This window comes from Burkholderia sp. BCC1996, assembly GCF_905339955.1.
Taxonomy (GTDB): Bacteria; Pseudomonadota; Gammaproteobacteria; order Burkholderiales; family Burkholderiaceae; genus Burkholderia.
The window spans coordinates 62,772-78,536 of sequence record NZ_CAJPHM010000001.1 but is presented as its reverse complement, the minus strand read 5'-3'; the positions used below and the strand labels follow the sequence as shown (position 1 = coordinate 78,536).

Annotated in this window: 16 protein-coding genes; 6 read left to right on the top strand and 10 right to left on the bottom strand. The window is 68.8% G+C overall.

Annotation, left to right across the window (positions count from 1 at the left end):
- Positions 1 to 10: 10 nt before the first annotated feature.
- From U4Z64_RS00355 to U4Z64_RS00330, 6 genes are read right to left on the bottom strand one after another with little or no spacing between them, the layout of a single operon-like run.
- Complete coding sequence (locus U4Z64_RS00355; protein ID WP_321818900.1) at positions 11 to 922, bottom strand: alpha/beta fold hydrolase; 912 nt, start codon at positions 920 to 922, stop codon at positions 11 to 13.
- A gap of 18 nt (positions 923 to 940) precedes the next feature.
- Positions 941 to 1,468 carry a cupin domain-containing protein gene (locus tag U4Z64_RS00350; RefSeq protein WP_034180369.1) on the bottom strand — a complete coding sequence of 176 codons (528 nt, stop codon included), beginning with the start codon at positions 1,466 to 1,468 and terminating at the stop codon, positions 941 to 943.
- 33 nt (positions 1,469 to 1,501) lie between these two features.
- Positions 1,502 to 2,272 (bottom strand): SDR family oxidoreductase, encoded by a 771-nt coding sequence (locus tag U4Z64_RS00345; protein ID WP_321818899.1) that lies wholly within the window; start codon positions 2,270 to 2,272, stop codon positions 1,502 to 1,504.
- Positions 2,265 to 3,335, bottom strand: a complete 1,071-nt coding sequence (locus tag U4Z64_RS00340) for an aromatic ring-hydroxylating dioxygenase subunit alpha (protein WP_321811607.1) — start codon at positions 3,333 to 3,335, stop codon at positions 2,265 to 2,267. The genes U4Z64_RS00345 and U4Z64_RS00340 overlap by 8 nt, the downstream gene beginning before the upstream one ends.
- Positions 3,336 to 3,395: 60 nt before the next feature.
- Positions 3,396 to 3,707 (bottom strand): recombinase-like helix-turn-helix domain-containing protein, encoded by a 312-nt coding sequence (locus U4Z64_RS00335; protein ID WP_044843171.1) that lies wholly within the window; start codon positions 3,705 to 3,707, stop codon positions 3,396 to 3,398.
- Positions 3,708 to 3,710: 3 nt separating this feature from the next.
- Entirely contained in the window at positions 3,711 to 4,028 is a 318-nt protein-coding gene (locus tag U4Z64_RS00330) for a non-heme iron oxygenase ferredoxin subunit (RefSeq protein ID WP_006758060.1), read from the bottom strand.
- 450 nt (positions 4,029 to 4,478) lie between these two features.
- Here U4Z64_RS00330 and U4Z64_RS00325 point away from each other — a divergent pair, with 450 nt between their 5' ends.
- Positions 4,479 to 5,558, top strand: a complete 1,080-nt coding sequence (locus U4Z64_RS00325) for a porin (protein ID WP_044843170.1) — start codon at positions 4,479 to 4,481, stop codon at positions 5,556 to 5,558.
- A 120-nt stretch (positions 5,559 to 5,678) separates the two neighbouring features.
- Here U4Z64_RS00325 and U4Z64_RS00320 read toward each other — a convergent pair whose 3' ends face one another.
- The 4 genes from U4Z64_RS00320 to U4Z64_RS00305 form a co-directional block, all read right to left on the bottom strand.
- Entirely contained in the window at positions 5,679 to 6,623 is a 945-nt protein-coding gene (locus tag U4Z64_RS00320; RefSeq protein ID WP_124666746.1) for an IclR family transcriptional regulator, read from the bottom strand.
- 381 nt (positions 6,624 to 7,004) lie between these two features.
- A complete protein-coding gene (locus U4Z64_RS00315; protein ID WP_044843168.1) occupies positions 7,005 to 7,211 on the bottom strand; it encodes a hypothetical protein in 207 nt (68 codons plus the stop codon).
- 353 nt (positions 7,212 to 7,564) lie between these two features.
- Positions 7,565 to 8,170, bottom strand: coding sequence for an alpha-ketoglutarate-dependent dioxygenase AlkB (locus U4Z64_RS00310; RefSeq protein ID WP_321811605.1), 606 nt, complete (start codon positions 8,168 to 8,170; stop codon positions 7,565 to 7,567).
- Between the two features lie 95 nt (positions 8,171 to 8,265).
- The gene (locus U4Z64_RS00305; RefSeq protein ID WP_321818898.1) at positions 8,266 to 9,414 is read right to left on the bottom strand and encodes a metallophosphoesterase; all 1,149 of its coding nucleotides are present in this window, start codon (positions 9,412 to 9,414) and stop codon (positions 8,266 to 8,268) included.
- A gap of 321 nt (positions 9,415 to 9,735) precedes the next feature.
- On the opposite strand from U4Z64_RS00305, the gene U4Z64_RS00300 reads away from it, so the two are divergent.
- From U4Z64_RS00300 to U4Z64_RS00280, 5 genes are all read left to right on the top strand, one after another.
- The gene (locus U4Z64_RS00300) at positions 9,736 to 10,029 is read left to right on the top strand and encodes a hypothetical protein (protein ID WP_124488186.1); all 294 of its coding nucleotides are present in this window, start codon (positions 9,736 to 9,738) and stop codon (positions 10,027 to 10,029) included.
- Positions 10,026 to 11,075 (top strand): multidrug transporter subunit MdtN, encoded by a 1,050-nt coding sequence (mdtN, locus tag U4Z64_RS00295; RefSeq protein ID WP_321818897.1) that lies wholly within the window; start codon positions 10,026 to 10,028, stop codon positions 11,073 to 11,075. The genes U4Z64_RS00300 and mdtN overlap by 4 nt, the downstream gene beginning before the upstream one ends.
- The gene (locus U4Z64_RS00290; RefSeq protein ID WP_321818896.1) at positions 11,056 to 13,173 is read left to right on the top strand and encodes an FUSC family protein; all 2,118 of its coding nucleotides are present in this window, start codon (positions 11,056 to 11,058) and stop codon (positions 13,171 to 13,173) included. Before mdtN ends, U4Z64_RS00290 begins: the two co-directional genes overlap by 20 nt.
- Positions 13,160 to 14,719: a TolC family protein gene (locus tag U4Z64_RS00285; protein WP_321818895.1), complete on the top strand. Its 1,560-nt coding sequence runs from the start codon at positions 13,160 to 13,162 to the stop codon at positions 14,717 to 14,719. The genes U4Z64_RS00290 and U4Z64_RS00285 overlap by 14 nt, the downstream gene beginning before the upstream one ends.
- A 308-nt stretch (positions 14,720 to 15,027) precedes the next feature.
- Positions 15,028 to 15,735 (top strand): MgtC/SapB family protein, encoded by a 708-nt coding sequence (locus tag U4Z64_RS00280; protein WP_044843160.1) that lies wholly within the window; start codon positions 15,028 to 15,030, stop codon positions 15,733 to 15,735.
- Positions 15,736 to 15,765: the final 30 nt, after the last annotated feature.

Sequence of the window (15,765 nt, the reverse complement as noted above, 5' to 3'; positions counted from 1 at the left end):
TGGGGGTAGTTCATTCCAGCCCCCGTTGACGGTCGCATTGACGGCAGAACGCGTCGATCAGCGACGAGTAGACCGCCGGCGCTTCCACGTAGCCCGCATGACCGGCCTGCGGAATCACCTGCAGCCCGACGTGCGCGGCAGCGGCGATCCGCTCGCAGGCAGCCGGCGGCGTGATCGCGTCGTTCGCGCCGACCGCCACCGCCGTGCGGCCGCGAAAGCCGGCGAGATCGGACGCGAGATCGGCGTTCGCGAGCAGATGCGTGGCCTGCGCATAGCCGGCCGGCACGATGCGCGCCATGTTCCAGCGTACCCATGCACGCGCATCCTCGCTCGCGAAACCCGACAGCATGTTGCCGCTGCGCTGTTCGGCGAGCCCGGCCGGGCCGAGTTCGTCGAGCATCGCGAGGCGTGCATCGCGGCGCGTGTCGCGCGTTTCCGCGGGCGCGCTGCCGTAACCGCCCGCGGGCGAGATCAGCAGCAGGCCGGCGATCCGCGCGGGCATCACGCGGGTCAACCCGCCCGCGACGATCGCGCCGAGCGAATGCCCGACCAGCACGCAGCGTTCGATGCCGAGTGCCTCGAGCCACGCGTTCAGCGACGCCGCGTAATCGGCGGCCGCCGGCGACGCGCCGTGCACGGGCGTCGACACGCCGTAGCCGGGCGCATCCCACGCGAGCACGCGGCGCGACGCGCCGAGCGAGTCGAGCTGGCACACCCACGATGCGGCGCCCGAGCCGATCCCGTGCAGCAGCACGACGGGCAGCGCGCGGCCCGCATGCTGCGCGCCGGCCTCGCCTGCGCCAGCCTCACGGTAGCCGATCGTGCCCGCCGCGCCGGCCGCGCAGCGCTGTTCGGGAAACTGCCCGAGCAGCGCGGCGAACGCCGCGGTGCGGTCGCGTTCACGTTTGTCGATGACACGCATTGCTTGCTCCGCCCCGTCTCAGCGCTTGATCTTCGCGAGCGGCGAATCCGGCGGATACGTCGGCGTGATGGGCTTCGGCGAACCGAGCATCACGCACATCAGCGCGTCTTCCTCGCCGATGTTGATTTCCGTGCGGTACACGCCCGGCGGCACCGAGATCAGGTCGCGCTCGCCGAGGATCGCTTCCCAGGTCTCGCCGTCGCGCTCGCAGATCACCTTCATCTTGCCGCGCAGCACGAAGAAGATTTCTTCCACGTCGATATGGATGTGGCTCGGGCCGATGTTGCCGGCCGGAATGACCATTGTCGAGAACGTGAAGTTGCCGGCCGGCACCGTGTTGACGTCTTTCGCGACGCCCGTGCCGCCCGTGCCGACGTAGCGCATCTGCGCACGGCGGTACTTCGGGTCGTAGTCGGCCTGGAACTTCAGTGCGTCCCAGTCGTAGCGCCGCGTCGCGTAGCGCGCGACGCGCCCTTCCATCCAGTCGTTGAAGCTTGCGCCTTCCGGCTGGTCCCACGACTTGCGTTCGAGATCGGCGTCCGCCATCGTCCTCTCCTTCATCAGAGTGAAAACTTCAATTCAATTCATTACGAAGCCGCCGTTTACCGGCAGCAATTGACCCGTCACGAAGCGCGCGCCGTCCGACAGCAGGAACAGCACGGGGCCCGTCACGTCCTCGGGCACCTGCGCGCGCGTCAGCGCGCGGCCCTGCATGTAGAACGCGTGGCGTTCCGCCGGCACGTAGGCCGTCGCCTCGACTTCGGTGAGCCCCGGCGCGATCGCGTTGACCGTCACGCCGTGCGCGCCGAACTCGCGCGCCTGCGCATGCGTCATCGCGATCACGGCGCCCTTGCTGGCGACGTACGCGAGCAGCTTCGGCGCGCCCCACAGCGCGGTGTCCGATGCGAGGTTCACGATCGCGCCGCGGCCCGATTGCGCGAGGTACGGCAGCGCCGCATTGCTGACGAGCCAGACGCCGCGCACGTTCACGTTCATCACGGCATCCCAGGTCGACACGTCGAGTTCCGTCGACAGCTTGCCGCCCGAATTCGTGATCGCCGCGTTGTTGATCAGTGCGTCGATGCCGCCGAGCGCTTGTGCGCCGTGCGCGACGAAAGCCGTGACGCTCGCCGGATCGGCCAGGTCGAGCGTGAAGAAATGCGCGGTGTAGCCGGCTTGCGTGAGCTGCGCGGCCAGCGCGCGGCCCTCTTCGGCGAGCACGTCGCCGAACGCGACCTGCGCGCCCGCTTCGACGAGCGCCTTCACGAACGCCGCGCCGAGACCGCGCGCGCCGCCCGTGACGAGCACGCGGCGCCCCGGCAGAGACACGACCGGAGCGAACTCAGCCATTCGCGGGCTCCGCCGCGGCCTGCGCCGCGCGATGCGCGTCGAGCGCGGAAAGATGCTCCTGCGCACGCGTGCGCAGCATCCGGCGCACGCGCGTCATGCCGACGTCGTGCTGGTACAGGTATTCGTGATCGCGCGCGTTCGGCGCGAGGCTCTCGAGGACGTAGCGATCCTGCTCGAGCACGTCCCAGTGCAGGCCTTCGAGGCGGTTGCGGTACATGAAGCGCCACACGTCACGCTGCCAGCCGCTGACCTTGCGCGTACGCCAGAAGTAGACCTGGCAGTTGTCGCCGTCGACCGGCGTCGCGAAGCCGATGATCCCGAAGTTGCCGCCCGGGCCGAACTTCTGCTTGTACGGAATCGCGAGGCGCATCCACAGGCAGCCGGTTTCGCCGAGCTCGACCCAGTCGAAGTTCACGTCGCGCTGGCCGATCTTCTCGAACATCAGGCCCGTTTCCGTCTTCCGCACGCGCATGTCGGCCTGCTTGTCGCCTTCGGCCATCGAGTGCGACGTCGCGTGCAGGTACGCGCCGTGCATCGGGTCCATCACGTTGTCGATCGCGTACTGGTAATTGCACTTCCAGTTCGACACGCACAGGAAGTGCGCGTATTCGTCGGCGACCAGTTCTTCCGGCAGGTTCAGCGGCGCCGGCTCGCCGTGCGCTTCGTCGCCGAACCACAGGAAGATCGCGCCGGCCTTCTCTTCGACCGGATACGACTTCACGCACTTCGTGCCTTCGAGCGGACAGTTCGATACGGCCGGCACGCGGTTGACCGTGCCGCCGCCGTCGACTTCGATGCCGTGATACCAGCACGCGATGCTGCCGCCGAGGTTCCAGCCGAGCGACAGGCGCGCGCCGCGGTGCGGGCAACGGTCTTCGAGCGCATGGACTTTGCCTTCGTGATCGCGCCACAGCACGATCTGCTCGGACAGGCGCGTGAGGCCGACGGGCGCATTCGACACCTGCCAGCTGGGCGCAACGGGATACCAGTAGTTCTTGATGCCGCGGTCGAGATAGTCGCGGACCGGGTCGTGTTGTGTTTCGTGTTGTGCGGGGGACGTCATCAGTGTGCTCCGGATGCGGTTGTCGGGTCGGCGCTCAGGCGTGCGGCGCGGTCGGTGCGCTCATTCCGCCAGCGAGGCCATTTCGGCGCGGAAGCGCTCGGGCGTCCACGCCGTGCCGTCCGGCGCGCGGAAGCCGATGCGGTTCAGGCCCGCGACGACCTCATCCAGCTCGGTCGCGCCGCTCTCGAACACGCGTTCGAGCGCATCGCCCAGATCGTTCTCGTACTGCGTCGGCTCGGCCTTGCGGTTTTGCCAGATGCGGTTCTCGACCTGGCCCGGGATCTCGATCTGCCCCTTGCCGGCGACGTTGTTCGGCTGCGGCGCCACCCACGGCTTCAGGAACGGATTGAAGTTGACGGTCGCTTCTTTCATCGGTTACTCCACCTTGATCTGGATTTCCTCGCCAGCCAGGCGCACTGCGTACTGCTTCAGCGCGCGCCCGCCCGGGCCCTTCAGGCATTCGCCCGTCTTGATGTCGAACACGGCCTCGTGCAGCGGACATTCGACCGTGCCTTCGTCGACGAACCCCTGCGTCAGCAGCGCGTAGGCATGCGGGCACACGTTCTCGAGCGCATACACCTCGTCGCCGACGCGGTAGATCCCGATTTCGACGCCGTCGGTCCGCTTGAACTCGATCGGCGTGTCTTCCGACAGCGCGCCGGCGTGCCCGGCACAAACCCATTGTTCAGACATCTCACACCCTTCCTTCTGATCGACTCTCGGTTTGTCCCGGGTTTGTTCCATACCCGGAACAGCAGTTTATGGATGGTGATTATAGGAGTGACTTCCCACGAGTAAAACAAAAAGCTGCACGTCCTAGGGAAAACACCGACCGCCGGGTCGACGATCGCCGCCACTCATCTTCAAAAAGGTGATTTTTTGTTTAGTGGCAGGGATTTAAGTCCTTTTTTCAGGACGCTCGGTCCCGTGTTGCGGACCGTCACCACCCGCATCCGGCCCGATAAATTTATTTTTGATCCGGCGCACGACACCTCTATACTTCATTCCATCAGAGGCACATTGTTCCTTATATGGAACATTAAAAATGCCCGCCCGGTGGTGAAGAACGCGCGACGGCCGGCCGTCCCCCGCGCCCGCCGCCACGGCACGTTTCTCATCAGGTTTGGAGAGTCAGGAGATCAAATGGTCAAGCAAGCGGTAGCAGCAGCAATCATCGGAATGGGCGCGATGTCGGGCGCCTGGGCACAAAGCAGCGTGGTGCTGTACGGCAGCCTGGATGCGGGCGTCGCCTATGTGAACAACGTCGGCGGCCACGCGAAGTGGGCGATGATCCAGGGCAACACGCAACCCGACCGGTGGGGCCTGAAAGGCAAGGAAGACCTCGGCAGCGGCCTGTCGGCGATCTTCCAGCTCGAAAACGGCTTCTATACGAACAACGGCCAGTTCGCGACCGCGAACACGATCTGGAACCGCGCGGCCTTCGTCGGCCTCAGCTCCGACCGCTACGGCACGCTGACGCTCGGCCGCCAGACGCCGCTGACGTTCGACTATCTCGATCCGCTCAGCACCGCGTATCTCGCGCTGAGCTGGTATGCGTTCCATCCGGGCAACATCGACGGGCTCGCCGCGACCGGCAACGTGCCGTACAACAACGCGGTCAAGTACCGTTCGCCGAGCTTCGCCGGCTTCTCGGCCGCGGCGGCGATGGCGCTCGGCAACACGACGAACTTCTCGACCGGCAAGTCGGTCGGGGTCGCGCTGAACTACGCGAACGGGCCGTTCAAGGCGTCGGCCGTCTACTCGAACGAGCACGACCGCGCGATCCTGATCAGCCAGACGGGTATCACGTCGTTCCAGGGGCAGAACACCGCGACCGGCTACATCGCGAACAAGGTCGAGAACATCGGCGCGGGCGCGTCCTACCAGATCGGCGACTTCCTCGTGCACGGCCTCTATACGCGCGTGAAGATGCAGTCGAACGGGTTTTCCGACACGTTCCAGAGCTACGACGCGGGCGTGAACTACCGCAGCAGCGCGTTCAACACGATCGCGGGCGGCGCGGCGACCACGACGCTGGCCGGCCGCCGCTGGACGCAGGTCGAGCTCGGCGACATCTATGCGCTGTCGAAGCGCACGCAGCTGTATGCGAACGTGCTGTACGAGCACGGTTCGGGCGGCGCGAAGGCCGCGTTCTTCACGGCCGGCGCGTCGAGCACCGCGAACCAGGTGATCGTGCTGACCGGCATCCATCACTCGTTCTGAGCGGCGGCGGGCGGATGCGCCCGACGGCGGAAACGAAAAGAGCAGCCCGCGGGCTGCTCTTTTTTTGACTACTTGCGACAGGCTACTGACGAAGCCGCGCGACGCGGCTCATGCCGCGAATCAGAACATCGCGACGCGATGGCGCGCGTGCGCGAACGTCGGGTCGCTTTCGAGCGGCCGGTAGTTCAGCCGCTGCGACAGGTCGACCGCCGCGCCGCATACCGCTTCGACGAGCCGCTCCTTCTCGCCGGCCTCGCCGATTTCCGAGCGCGGCACCGTCGCGGTGATCGCCGCGACGATCGCGCCCGAATGGTCGCGCACGGGTGCCGTCACGGCCGAGATGCCGCTCTCGAACGCGGCTTCGCTGACCGCGTAGCCGAGCCGCGCGTAATGACGCACGCGCTCGTACAACTCGTCCACCGTGCCCGGCGTGCGCTCGGTGAACTGTTCGAGGCGCTTCTCCGGATACAGCTGGCGCAGCGCGTCGCGCGTGAGGTCGCCCATCAGCACATGGCCATGCACGGTCGCGTGCGCGGGCAGCCGCGTGCCGACGTGCACCTTCACCGAACCGAACATCGACGTGTTGCTCTGCGCCTTCGCGACGAACACGACATCGCGCTGGTCGCGGATCAGCAGGTGCGTCGACAGGCCGGTCGCATCGCGCAATCGTTCGAGCACGGGCGTGCCGAGATCGGTCAGTTCCAGCGAATTCAGGTATTCGAAGCCGAGCCGCAGCACGCCGACGCCGAGCCGGAAATAGCGGTCGCCGTTCACGCGCTCGAGAAAGCCGAGCGCTTCGAGCGTCTGCAGCAGGCGGAAGGTGGTCGTCCGCGGAATGCCGATGCGCTTCGACAGTTCGGGCGCGCCGAGCACCGGCTCGCGCGCGGAGAATTCGGCGAGGATCCGCAGCCCGCGCTCGAGGCCCGGCACCAGATACGACGACGCGCCGCCCGACGATTCGTCGTCGCCCGCGCCCTGCTTCGACGCGTCGTGGTCGACGTCGTCGCCGGCTGTCGCGCGCGGCGCGCTTGCCGGCTTCGCCGGCGGTTTCGATGCGCCGCTCATCGTTGGATTGATCCTGTGCACATGGACGGAATGGAAGCGTTCACGAATGACCCGCAATGCTTGATTATGGATTTTCGACCGGACCGGATCAACACGATCCGGCGCAGGCGGCCGATGGCCCGGCGCGCCCGATCGGGTCGCCGGACTGTCATATAGCCTGATGCGATCGAAAGGATAACAGCGATAGACAGGACTGCCCACCGGAACGTCGCCGTGGGCAAGGCGGGCCGCCGGCCCTGCTCATCCGCGACCGGGATGCCTCACGTGCGGTACCGGCCGGCACGATCACGGCCGATGTCCGACTAGAAAACGAAAGGGGGAAGAAACGCGAGGGAGCAAACGGCCACACCGATCCGCGAGCGGGATCGGCGCGACGCGACGTCAGGCCGTCACGGCAGCGTCGTACTCGGCACGGGCGAGCTGGCCAGCGGCGTATGCGTCGGCTTCACCGCGAAAGCCGTCCGTGCTGAATGCGACGACTTTCACACCGACACCCGACGCCCGCTTCACCGTCAGCGCCCATTGCCATCCGCCGTCTTGTTCGAAGACGTGCAGCGAGGGTTCGAGGGATGAGTCCAGTACGGTCACGGGTTATGCTCCTGCACTGCGCATCACGTCGGCGACGCGTCAGGCATGTCGAAAAAATGCGCCGGCGTCCGGCGCGTTTCAGCCATTCGACAGTCTAGTCAATGAATGTTGCGACGCACCATCAGGGCTTACACCTGCCTATCAGAACCGGGCGGTCAATCAAAACCACCTGAAACCCTTATGGGGCGGGCCTCGCAGGCCGGTTCAAGCCGCCCCGGACACCTGCGTGCGGCAACGTGCCGCATCGACGGCGCTTGCTTCGCCCGGATGAAAAACGGGGTGCGACCGGCACGCGTGCGCCGGACCACCGCGTTCGTCGGCCCGTGGCGTCCGCCGGTCGGCATCTCCCGCCGCTACCGGCCGCTTCCCGCCGACACCACCCGCCGGAACGTCAGGTTGACGCGCTCACCCTGCACGGCCGGCGCCTTCGGCACGCGGTGCTGCCATTCGGCCTGAGTGCGGCCGCGCATCACGAGCAGGCTGCCGTGTGTCAGCCGGTACGCGTGCACGACGCCGGTCGCACGATGACGCAGGTCGAACACGCGCATTGCGCCGAGGCTCACCGATGCGATAACCGGCGCGTCGCCGAGCTCCGGCTCGTTGTCGGCATGCCAGCCGAGACTATCCTGCCCGTTGCGATACCGATTGAGCAGCACACTGTTGAATCGCGCGCCGCAGGTCGCCTCGACCGCGCGCTTCAGGTCGAGCACGGCCGGCGTCCACGGCGCGGGCACGTTGCGGATCCCCGAATACTCGTAGACGGCGTCGGGCTCGCCCTGCCACGCGGTGAGCCGCGGCAGCGGAATGCGACCGCGCGGCGTGCGGATCGTGTCCTGCCGCCACGCGACCTCGTCGATCAGCGCGGCCAGCACGCGATCGGCGTCGGCCGGCGCGAGCCAGTCCGGGTACCAGTCCACGTCGGGCACGGGCGAATCGGCGAAAAGATCGGGCGTCGACATGTCGCGATCAGGCAGCAAATGAACGGTGCGGGGAAACCACGTCTGCATGGTAGCCAACGGCGACGCGCGACGCCATGCGCTGTCATTCCGGCGCGCTAGCGGCCGCGGGTCAAGCGGATCAGCGTGATCTCGGACGGCACGCCGAAGCGGTTCGGCGGCCCCCAGTAGCCGGTGCCGCGGCTGGTGTAGAGCCACATCGCGCCAAACCGGTTCAGCCCGCCGATCACGGGCTGCTGCAGGCGCACGAACGGCGGCCACGGCAGGAACTGCCCGCCGTGCGTATGGCCGGACAGCTGCACGGTGAAACCGGCGCGGCTCGCCGCTTCCGCGCTGCGCGGCTGGTGCGCGAGCAGGATCTTCGTGGCGACGTCGTGCGGCACGCCCGCCAGCGCCTGCTCGGGATCGCTGCGATGCGCGGGATCGAACCCGCCCGCCGTGAAATCGGTGACGCCGGCGAGCACCGCGCGCGCACCGTCGTGTTCGATCAGCACGTGTTCGTTGAGCAGCACCGTCAACCCGATCCGCCGGAACTCGTCGATCCATGCGTGCGCGCCGGCGTAGTACTCGTGGTTGCCCGTCACGAGGAAGCTGCCGTGCCGCGACTGCATGCGGCCGAGCGGCGCCGTGTGTTCGCGCAGCCGCTTGACCGAGCCGTCGACCACGTCGCCCGTCACGACGACGAGATCGGCCTCGAGCGCATTGACCGCGCGCACGATCCGCTCGATATACGGGCGCTTGATCGTCGGCCCGACGTGAATGTCCGACAGTTGCACGATCGTCAGCCCGTCGAGCGCGGCCGGCAGCCCGTCGACCGGAATCGACACGCGCTTGACCGCCGCCGTACGGCGCGCGCCGACGAATCCGAGCGCGCTGACCAGCACCGCGCCCGCCAGCACGCCGAGCGCCGTGTCGGATGCCGCGCCGCTCCAGGCGCCGTCGTGCCCCAGATGCCGCCAGACGACGACGCCGAGCAGCACCAGCTCGCGCAGGAATGTCAGCACCAGCAGCGACGAGAAGAAACCCATCGCGATCGAACCCAGCCAGCCGACCAGCGTCGCGGCCCAGCCTTCGTCGAAGCGGCGCGAGAACATGCCGACCGGGATCAGCACGACGAAGCTCGCCAGCACGAGCGCCGCGATCGTGCGCGCGAGCGGCGACGCGAAGGCGTCGGGAATGATCCGCAGCCCGACATACAAATGGAACACCACGCCGATTGCGATGAACCGGACAAAGAAACTTCGCATGGAATACTCGTCCTCGTTGCGATACCGCTTCCGCGCCGCGCGTCGGACGGGACCGTGACGCCAGGTCTCGTCATGCCCCGCGCCACGCGCCGCGCCCTTCGCACGATGGTACACAGATACCGACCGGCACGACCGGTCACGGGTGCGGTGGGTGCGGCGGCCCGCCGGGCTGCTGCCGCATGCAACCGATGCACGCCGCATCGCTGGCGGTCCGCATCGCGCTGATTTATTATCGGCTCCGTATCGCGGAATCGTCGTCGCGGCGACGAACCGCCTTGCGCCGCGCCCGGCATCCCCCCCCAACGTCGAGCTCGTCACACCATGAGAAAAACAACGCCGCGCGCGCCCCTGCGCGTCGCCGCCGTCCTCGCGCCCGCCCTGCCGCTCGCGGGCTGCACGTCGCGCGGCGCACCGTCGTACGTCCTGTTCGGCGCGTATTTCCCGCTCTGGCTCGTCAGCGCGATCGTCGGCATCGTCGGCGCGATCGTCGCGCACCGCGTGTTCGTCGCGACCGGCTGGGCCGCCACGGTGCCCTACCAGCTCGCCGTCTGCACCGCGATCGGGCTCGTGGTCGCCGTGATCGTGTGGCTCACCGGCACGGGGCCGTTCGCATGAAGGCCGCCGGCACCGCCCGCCCGTCCACGAAAGGCCGCGTGATCGCGCTGGCGATCGTCGCGCTCGGCATCGCCGCGCTCGCATACGCGTACCACCGCACGACGGCCTACCCGTCCACCGACGACGCGTCGATCGACGCGGACGTCGTGCACGTCGCGTCGCCCATCGGCGGCCGCATCGTGCAGCTTGCCGTGCACGAGAACCAGCGCGTTGCAAAGGGCGACCTGCTGTATCAGATCGATCCGGTGCCGTACCGGCTGACGGTCGCGCAGGCGCAGGCCGACCTCGAACTCGCGCGCGCGTCGCTCGACACGCGCCGCCGGTCGCTGATCGGCGAGCGCTCGAACGCAGCCGTCGCCGCCGAGCAGGTCAAGCGCGCGACGCAGAATCACGATCTCGCGACGCGCGACGTGAACCGGCTCGCGCCGCTCGCGGCGCAGGGCTACGTCAGCGCGCAGCAGTTCGACCAGGCGAAGGTCCGACAGCGCGACGCGGCCGTGTCGCTCGCGCAGGCGCAGGAACAGCAGCGAGCGTCCGCGCAGACGATCGGCGACGACGCCGATGCGATCGCCACGCTCCACGCACGCGAAGCCGCACTCGCCCGCGCGCAGCACGCGCTCGACGACACGGTGGTGCGCGCGCCGCACGACGGGCTCGTGACGGGCCTGACCGTGCTTGCCGGCGAAACCCTCGCGCCGAACCAGTCGATCTTCACGCTGATCGATGCGAGCGAATGGTTCGCCGTCGGCAATTTCCGCGAAACGTCGTTGAACCGCATCGCGGTCGGCGACTGCGCGACCGTCTATTCGATGATCGACCGCAGCCGGCCGCTGACGGGCAAGGTCGTCGGGATCGGCGCGGGCATCTCGGACAGCGACCGCATCAACCTGCCGCGCGCGCTGCCGATCGTGCAGCGCTCGGTGAACTGGGTACATGTCGCGCAGCGCTTCCCGGTGCGTGTGAAGCTCGACGAACCCGACGGCAAGCTCGTGCGCGTCGGCGCGAGCGCGATCGTCGAGGTCCGGCATGGCTCAGCCTGCCGCTGAAGTCCGCTCGCCCGGCCCGCGCGAAGTCCTGCGACTGCTCGCGCCGTTTCCGGGGCGCGCCGCGATGGCCGCGCGGGTCGCACTGATCTGCGCGCTCGTCGTGCTCGTGACGAGCGGCTACGGTACGCCGGAAGCCGCGATCTCCGCATACGTCGTGTTCTTCCTGAACCGCGCCGACCGCGTGACGAGCGTCGTGCTCGCGGTCGCGATGCTGCTGCTCATCACGCTCGTGATCGCGCTCGTGATCGGCGTCGCGATCTTCAGCATCGACTATTCGGTGCTGCGCGTCGCGTGCATGGCCGTGCTGTCGGCCGGGTTGCTGTACCTCACGTCGGCGAGCAAGCTGCGCCCGGTCGGCGCGATCCTCGCGATGATCGTCGGCTTCGGGCTCGACCAGCTCGGCCTCGCGCCGGTCGGCGAAGCCGCGACGCGTGCGCTGCTCTACGCATGGCTGATGGTCGCGATTCCGGTCGGCGTCGCGATCGTCGTCAACCTGCTGATCGCGCCTTCGCCGCGCAAGCTCGCGCTCGCGCAGCTCGCGAAACGACTGCGGATCGCCGCGCAGCGGCTGCGCGGCGACGAGGACGCGCGCGCGGCCTTCGACACGAGCCTGCGCGAAGGCGACAAGCAGCTGCTCACGTGGCTCAAGCTGTCGACGCTCGAAGGGTCGACGCCCGCCGCCGACGCACCCGCGGTACGGCAAGCCATCGCGTCGAGCACCGCGCTGCTCGTCGCGGTCTCGCTCGCCGACCGCGAGCCGGACGCGCGACTGCCCGCCGCGTTCGCGGAACCGGCTGCGGCGACACTCGACGAGATGGCCGGCATCCTCGAGCAAGGCGGCTATCCGGTCGACGTGACGCTGGCGCTGCCGCCGGCCGATACGCTGCCGCCGCTCGCGCGCGTCGTCGCAGCCGATCTGCACACGGCCATCACGCAGTTCGCCGAGCCGGCCATACCTGCTGAATCGACTGCAGCGACTGCACCGGCCGCATCGGCCGCATCTGCCGTCGCTGCCGCATCGGCCACACCGACGGCGGCTCCGCCCGACGCATCGGCTGCAACCGCCAACGCACCCGCCGCGCCGCGCGGCGGCTTCTTCCTGCCGGACGCGCGCACCAACCCCGACCACATCCGCTACGCGCTGAAGACGACCGTCGCGGCGATGTTCTGCTACCTGCTGTACTCGCAGCTCGACTGGTCGGGCATCCATACCTGCTTCATCACCTGCTACATGGTGTCGCTCGGCTCGACGGCCGAAACGGTCGAGAAGCTCACGCTGCGGATCGCCGGCTGCATCGTCGGCGCGCTGATCGGGACCGCGGCGCTCGTGTTCGTCGTGCCGGCGCTGTCGTCGATCGGCGAGCTGATGGCGCTCGTGTTCGTCGGCGCTTGGCTGTCCGCGTGGGTCGCGTTCGGTTCGCCGCGCATTGCGTACGCGGGCTTCCAGGTCGCGTTCGCGTTCTTCCTGTGCGTGATCCAGGGCGCGGGCCCCGGCTTCGACCTGACGCTCGCGCGCGATCGCACGATCGGCATCCTGCTCGGCAACGTCGTCGTGTATCTCGTGTTCACGCGCATCTGGCCCGTCAGCATCGGCAAGCAGATCGACGTCGCGTTCGCGGCGCTGCTCGATCAATGGCGCCGTATCGCGCAGGTCGTGCAGCCGGCCGAACGCCGCACGCTCGCCGCCGAAGCGTTCGCGCGCCACGGCGCGATCGCGCAGGAGCTGAGCCTGATCCATTACGAACCATCGTGGGTGCGGCCGGCCGCCACGTGGCTCGCCACCCGGCGACGCGCGCTCGCGGAGCTCGGCGCGCTCGAAGGCCCGCTGTTCCTGCTCGCCGAGCGCACGCCGGGCGATGCGGCGATCGGCGCGCACCTCGCGCGCGTGGTCGAACTGCGCGACGACGCCCCGACTGCCGACGCCGCTTCGGCGCCGCCGTCGTCGACGGCAGCCGTGCCGGCCCCGCCGCTGGCCGCCACTTCCACCGACCCTGCACGCGACGCGCTGCTGAACCTGATCGACACGCGGCTCGCGCACATCGCCGACGCCGCGCGCCCAGACACCCCGAAGGAGCCTGCCCCTCATGCGCGTCCCTGAACCGCCGGCCGCATCGATCGCCGCCGCCGCGCTCGCGACCGCCATCGCGCTGACCGGTTGCGCCACGTCGTCGGTCGATCTCGCGCCGGAGGCCCCCGACCGCCCGTGGCAGCCGCAAACGTCGTCCGCCGGCGACATCGTGCCGGCGCCACCGCTTGCATCCGCGCAACGTGCGCCGCACGACTACACGCTGCCGGCCTCGCCCGCGCTCGCATCGGTGTCGCCGCCGGCCGCGCTCGATGCCGCGCATCCATACACGCTGCCCGAGCTGATCGATCTCGCCGAATCGACGAACCCGCTGACCCGCATCGCGTGGAACGACGCGCGCAACGCGGCGCTCGCGGTCGGCATCGCGAAGGCCGCGTACCTGCCGAACCTGTCCGCGACCGCGATGGGCGCGTACCAGGCGAGTCACGGCTCGACGTCGACGATCCTCGGTGACTCGTCGAGCAACACGACCGTGCACGGCACGATCTCGGCGCTGTCGCTGCAATGGCTGCTGTTCGATTTCGGCGGCCGCGCCGCACGCGTCGAGGCGGCCGAACAGGCGTCGGTCGCGTCGAACGTCGCGTTCACGGCCGTGCATCAGCAGGTGATCCACGACGTGACCGTCGCGTATTACCGTTACGAAGCCGCCCGCTCGCGCGCGGTCAGCGCGCAGCAGGGCCTGGCGAACGCGGACGCGATTCTCGCGGCGGCGCGCGCACGGCTCAGGCAAGGCGTCGGCACCGTCGTCGAACTCGCGCAGGCGACGCAGAATCGCGCACAGGCGAACCTCGCGCTGGTCCAGGCGAACGGCACGGAAAGCGACAGCTACCTCGCGCTGGTTTCCGCGCTCGGCATCTCGCCGCTGTCGAAACCGTCGATCGCCGCGCTGCCCAGGCGAGCGCTGCCGCCCGCGCTCGCGTCGTCGGTCGACGCGATCGTGTCGGACGCGATCGCGCGCCGCCCCGACCTGCAGGGCGCCTATGCGCTCGAGCAGGCCAACCGCGCGAAGATCAAGGCCGCTCAAGCCGCGTTCATGCCGAAGATCTTCCTGTCGGCGTCGACGTCCTACGCCAGCGGCGGCACGGCGATCACCGCGCTGCCCGCTATCGGCGACCAGGCTCCGACGGTGAACCTGAACGGCAGCCACTACGGCGGCGGCGTGTTCCTCGGCGTGACGATTCCGCTGTACGACGGCGGCCTGCGCTCGGCGGTGCTGATGCAGGCGCGCAACGATGCGCAGAGCGCATCCGCGCGCCTCACGCGGACCAAGGAGGAGGCCGTCCGCCAGGTCGTCGCCGCGCAGAACGCGGTGCAGACGAGCCTCGCGTCGCACGACGCGGCGAAGGCGCTCGTCGATGCCGCGCAGACGAGCTACGACGCGGCACTGACCGCGTACCGCAACGGCGTCGGCTCGGTCACCGATGCGACGATCGCGCAAAGCCAGCTGCTCGCGGCCCGCAACGCGGAGGTCGACAGCTACGCCGGCGCGCTGTCGGCCGCCGCCGCGCTCGCGCTCGCGACGGGGACGATCGGCGCGTCGCAGTCACCGTCGCAGTGACCACCGGCCGGCCGCCAGGCGGGTTGACGCCTGCGCGCGCGGCCCACTAGAATGCCGCCCATTCTTCCTTCAGGAACCATCGTGGACAGTTGCAGCACTCCGTTGCGTGCGCCGCTTGCCGCCTGAACGCCTGTCCGCCGCAGTTCTCCTGCCGCGGCTCGCGTTCCGCGAGCCCGCACGCCACCCGTTTCACATTGAATGACGCATCCGCGCGGTACAGTACCGCGCGATGACGGCCATCGTGCCGCGTTCGGCTTCGCGCCGCCGCGCCGCGGGCCGGCATGCGCACTTGGCACGGCAGGACCATCATGACTCTCGATTTCGCACTCCGTCTTTTCACTGCGTTCGCCTGCGGCGTCGCGATCGGCCTCGAACGCCAGATGCGGCAACGCACGGCGGGGCTGCGCACGATCACGCTCGTCGCGAGCGGCGCCTGCCTGTTCGTCACGCTCGGCGTGCTGACCGGCAACGGCGTGGCCGGCGTCACGCAGATCGCCGCTTACGTCGTGTCGGGCGTCGGCTTTCTCGGCGGCGGCGTGATCATGCGCGACAAGGGCTCGATCCAGGGCATCAACACGGCCGCGACGCTGTGGTGCTCGGCCGCCGTCGGCGTGCTGGCCGGCTCCGGCCACTACGTGCCGGCCCTGGCCGGCACGGGCGTCGTGCTGCTCACCAACACGGTGCTGCGCGGCGTCAGCCAGGCGATCAACGCGACACCCGTGTCGAATGCCGACCTCGTGCGCGAATACCAGATCACCGTGATCTGCCTCGCCGCCGACGAAGTACACATCCGCACGCTGCTGTCGAATGCGATGTATGCGAAACCGCTGTCGTTCCAGAGCCTGACGAGCGAGGACGTGCCCGAGCAGCCGGACCGATTGAAGGTGACCGCGACGCTGAAGCTGCATCCGAAGGATCAGCAGAAGCTCGAGCAGATCGCGAGCCGGATGAGCATGGAGAAGAGCATTTCCAGCGTGAGCTGGACCGCGAAGGAAGCGGAGCCGATGATGGAGTGAGCGCAAAGGCGGCCGGCTCGGCACGACCGC

What these genes read in the sequence shown, in the direction of transcription:
- U4Z64_RS00355 (WP_321818900.1), bottom strand. Translation starts at nt 922, where the DNA reads ATGCGTGTCATCGACAAACGTGAACGCGACCGCACCGCGGCGTTCGCC.
- U4Z64_RS00350 (WP_034180369.1), bottom strand. Translation starts at nt 1,468, where the DNA reads ATGGCGGACGCCGATCTCGAACGCAAGTCGTGGGACCAGCCGGAAGGC.
- U4Z64_RS00345 (WP_321818899.1), bottom strand. Translation starts at nt 2,272, where the DNA reads ATGGCTGAGTTCGCTCCGGTCGTGTCTCTGCCGGGGCGCCGCGTGCTC.
- U4Z64_RS00340 (WP_321811607.1), bottom strand. Translation starts at nt 3,335, where the DNA reads ATGACGTCCCCCGCACAACACGAAACACAACACGACCCGGTCCGCGAC.
- U4Z64_RS00335 (WP_044843171.1), bottom strand. Translation starts at nt 3,707, where the DNA reads ATGAAAGAAGCGACCGTCAACTTCAATCCGTTCCTGAAGCCGTGGGTG.
- U4Z64_RS00330 (WP_006758060.1), bottom strand. Translation starts at nt 4,028, where the DNA reads ATGTCTGAACAATGGGTTTGTGCCGGGCACGCCGGCGCGCTGTCGGAA.
- U4Z64_RS00325 (WP_044843170.1), top strand. Translation starts at nt 4,479, where the DNA reads ATGGTCAAGCAAGCGGTAGCAGCAGCAATCATCGGAATGGGCGCGATG.
- U4Z64_RS00320 (WP_124666746.1), bottom strand. Translation starts at nt 6,623, where the DNA reads ATGAGCGGCGCATCGAAACCGCCGGCGAAGCCGGCAAGCGCGCCGCGC.
- U4Z64_RS00310 (WP_321811605.1), bottom strand. Translation starts at nt 8,170, where the DNA reads ATGTCGACGCCCGATCTTTTCGCCGATTCGCCCGTGCCCGACGTGGAC.
- U4Z64_RS00305 (WP_321818898.1), bottom strand. Translation starts at nt 9,414, where the DNA reads ATGCGAAGTTTCTTTGTCCGGTTCATCGCAATCGGCGTGGTGTTCCAT.
- U4Z64_RS00300 (WP_124488186.1), top strand. Translation starts at nt 9,736, where the DNA reads ATGAGAAAAACAACGCCGCGCGCGCCCCTGCGCGTCGCCGCCGTCCTC.
- mdtN (WP_321818897.1), top strand. Translation starts at nt 10,026, where the DNA reads ATGAAGGCCGCCGGCACCGCCCGCCCGTCCACGAAAGGCCGCGTGATC.
- U4Z64_RS00290 (WP_321818896.1), top strand. Translation starts at nt 11,056, where the DNA reads ATGGCTCAGCCTGCCGCTGAAGTCCGCTCGCCCGGCCCGCGCGAAGTC.
- U4Z64_RS00285 (WP_321818895.1), top strand. Translation starts at nt 13,160, where the DNA reads ATGCGCGTCCCTGAACCGCCGGCCGCATCGATCGCCGCCGCCGCGCTC.
- U4Z64_RS00280 (WP_044843160.1), top strand. Translation starts at nt 15,028, where the DNA reads ATGACTCTCGATTTCGCACTCCGTCTTTTCACTGCGTTCGCCTGCGGC.